Here is a 2,721-nt window from a genome sequence, read left to right on the forward strand (position 1 = left end):
TCCAATCGTCCGAAAAAAGCTCACGAGCGGCATTCCTTCTGGGATGATGAATCGGAGCGGGCGCCGAACGGTGCAAATCGGCTTTCGCCCTGTGCTGGATCGAACCTACCGCTACAACAAAAATGCCATAAGCGAGCACGTTTGGTTCTTCGCGGAACTGCGCCTCAGCCTTGGCGTTGACCTGTCGATGGCTCTTATCTGAAATTCTGCGGCGCGGGAGGGCGAAATGAGCAAGGCGGCGGCGAGCATCAAGTACTTTTCCTATTACATGTTCGGGGTGGGCCTGATCCTGCTGTTTGCGCCCAATTTTCTGTTGGCGATTTTCGGCTTTCCGGAAACCGAGGAAGTCTGGATTCGTGTCGTGGGGCTGCTCGCCTTTTTGATCGGCGTCTATTATTTCGTTGCTGCGCGCGAGGGCCTGCGTGTGTTTTTCCTTTGGACGGTGCCGACGCGTATTTCGGTTTTCGTCGTCTTCACGGCCTTCGTCCTCCTCGGACTGGTCAAGCCAATGTTGATGCTATTTGGCGTCATCGATCTCGTTGGAGCGACTTGGACCTATTTCGCCCTGCGGCGGGGCGATGCCAAAGCGGTCTAACAGAGTGCTGAAAAACCCATTTTTTCATGAGGCGTAATGGATTCGATCCGTGAACGGGGCGGAATCATACCCGGAACCTTGTTCTCTTTTTCGCCGCCTGTTATCGATTGCGCCCCCTGCTGTCACATTCCCCACTCTCGCAAAATCACCTCGGACCCGGCGCGATCATCCTTGATGCGATAAACCGTTTGACGCGACAATCCCGTCGCTTTCGAGATCACTTTCGGCGCCTCCGGATTCGAGGTTGCCGACGGCCCCATCCAACCTCACGCTTTTTGTTTTTCCTCGCCGAGCAGCCGATAGACCGACGCTCGTCCGATCTTGAGCTGACTGGCGATTGCGGACGCGCCCAACCCTTTGTCACGAAGAGCCCTAATTTCTGCCGGGTCGATTGACGGGGGTCTTCCATGATAACCATTGGCGGCTTTTCGGGCCTCAATGCCTCGCGCCTGTCTGGCGCGGATAAAATGTTTCTCGACCCTCCCGATCAATCCAAACAAGGTCAACATCATTTCCGCCATGATGTCGGTGCCGTCGAACTTCAGTGGGGGTTCGAGCACACGCAGAACGGCGCCTTTCTCGACCACCCGGCGCGCGACCATCAAGAGGTCGGCAGTATCTCTGGCAATGCGATCAGGGGAAAATGCCAAGAGTTCGTCACCAGCATCCAAAAGGCGGATCGCAGTTTCCAACTGGGTGCGACCATCCAGCTTTGATCCGTTACCGGTTTCCGTGAAGACGACGGCGCAGCCAGCCTTCTCAAGGACCGCCTTCTGAGACGCGACATCCTGAGAGCCCGAAGAAATTCGTCCATAACCCAAAACTTTCGGCATGAGGCGCCACCGTGTCTCGTGTGCATCTTAGACTTGGCCACAATACCGTCTTATAATTTAAAACACAACCCATATAAGACATATTCGATGTCTCACAGTCCGCCCCAAGCGGGTTTGATAAACAAGACGGCCTCGTCGCCCTTTTTGAGCGATCAGTTCAGCATATGAGATCGGCGCCCATGGCCTCGACGCCGATCCAATATCAAATACACGGGGTGGGGATCACGGCCTGCGCGCCATCTTGATCAAAGGATCGTCTCAGACGTTTCAGGCGGATTTTCTGATTTAGCCAAACTTGAGCTTGAACTCTACCGCCTTGGCGTCGTCCTTGAACAAGAAAACCGTTTCCTCAGTGAGGCAGCCATCTTCGACCGTCAAGGCTCTCGCAAAATGACTCCAATGGCCCTCCTCGACGTTTTCTTTCAGCCACTCCGTATGACCGTCCTCGCTCTCCTTCATGGTCACCTCAAAAGGAAACACTGCTTTTTGGAAGGGTTTGCAGCAAAGGTCCATGTGAGCCGAAGAGAGCATGTCGGCAGTGGTGACGCGGTAAGCAAATTGCGTTGCAAGGTCTAACACCACCACGCCCCCGCCGTAGGCGCCGAAGAAGCCCGGAAAGGCCTCGCTGTGATTGCGCGACCACGTCGCTGACCAAATGCCGGGGAGGCTAAACCGGCGCGCGCACTCGGCAACGAAGCCTACCGCGTGCTCGACAGCGTTGCCTTGTCCATCGCTGCCGTGTTGAATCCACAGACGTCCGCCGTCTTCTTTAACGATGATGGCGAGACCGCCATCATTGCGGCCTTGCATCTCCTCGTAAATTTCCAGAGCCTTTTCGACGTTCTCTGCGCCGGGTTCAAAGGGCGCCGACATATGCGTGTAATCTTTTACCATTGGAATAATTCCGTTTTTTAACAATGATTTGTTGGTGCCCGTCCGCGCTCATCGAGCCAGCCAGTCGAGCATTATTGGTCGGCGCCAAAGCGTGGACGCCGACCAAGTCGAATATCAATTATGCGCCGAGCTGATCATGGCCTCCTGCGTGGCGTCTTGTTGGATGTCCTCCTGCGCGACACCTTTTTGGTAGAAGCGCGTGGCGGCGCCTTCTTGGGCACGCGGACCGCGCCGACGCCGGTGAAGATTTCCCGAAAAAGCGCTGGGTTAGGACCAAAATAGATAAACGCCTGCTTCGCGCCGCTCGTCTGGACGCCGCCGTTCGGCGTGAGGAATGGGATGGGCTGGGTGGTCAAGGGAATCCCCCAATCATCACGATTCAGGCCAAGCGGGGAATGC

Annotated in this window: 5 protein-coding genes; 2 read left to right on the plus strand and 3 right to left on the minus strand. The window is 55.8% G+C overall.

Features of this window, described 5'->3' with window-relative positions; genetic code table 11:
• The coding region (locus ACLP2E_RS03510) for a hypothetical protein (RefSeq protein WP_442465166.1) at positions 1 to 202 on the plus strand (202 nt) is incomplete at its 5' end.
• Between the two features lie 24 nt (positions 203 to 226).
• Complete coding sequence (locus ACLP2E_RS03515; protein ID WP_442465167.1) at positions 227 to 595, plus strand: hypothetical protein; 369 nt, start codon at positions 227 to 229, stop codon at positions 593 to 595.
• 266 nt (positions 596 to 861) lie between these two features.
• On the opposite strand, the gene ACLP2E_RS03520 is transcribed toward ACLP2E_RS03515, so the two are convergent.
• The 3 genes from ACLP2E_RS03520 to ACLP2E_RS03530 form a co-directional block, all read right to left on the minus strand.
• Positions 862 to 1,428, minus strand: a complete 567-nt coding sequence (locus ACLP2E_RS03520) for a recombinase family protein (RefSeq protein WP_442465168.1) — start codon at positions 1,426 to 1,428, stop codon at positions 862 to 864.
• Positions 1,429 to 1,713: 285 nt separating this feature from the next.
• Positions 1,714 to 2,322 (minus strand): hypothetical protein, encoded by a 609-nt coding sequence (locus tag ACLP2E_RS03525; RefSeq protein WP_442465169.1) that lies wholly within the window; start codon positions 2,320 to 2,322, stop codon positions 1,714 to 1,716.
• Between the two features lie 134 nt (positions 2,323 to 2,456).
• Positions 2,457 to 2,721, minus strand: a 265-nt coding sequence (locus ACLP2E_RS03530) for a hypothetical protein (RefSeq protein ID WP_442465170.1), incomplete at its 5' end; no start/stop codon positions are given.

Source organism: Rhodoblastus sp. (assembly GCF_052145335.1).
Classification (GTDB): Bacteria; Pseudomonadota; Alphaproteobacteria; order Rhizobiales; family Beijerinckiaceae; genus Rhodoblastus.

Excerpts from the sequence above, each read along its gene's own strand:
- ACLP2E_RS03515 (WP_442465167.1), top strand. The coding sequence starts at position 227 with ATGAGCAAGGCGGCGGCGAGCATCAAGTACTTTTCCTATTACATGTTC.
- ACLP2E_RS03525 (WP_442465169.1), bottom strand. The coding sequence starts at position 2,322 with ATGGTAAAAGATTACACGCATATGTCGGCGCCCTTTGAACCCGGCGCA.
- ACLP2E_RS03520 (WP_442465168.1), bottom strand. The coding sequence starts at position 1,428 with ATGCCGAAAGTTTTGGGTTATGGACGAATTTCTTCGGGCTCTCAGGAT.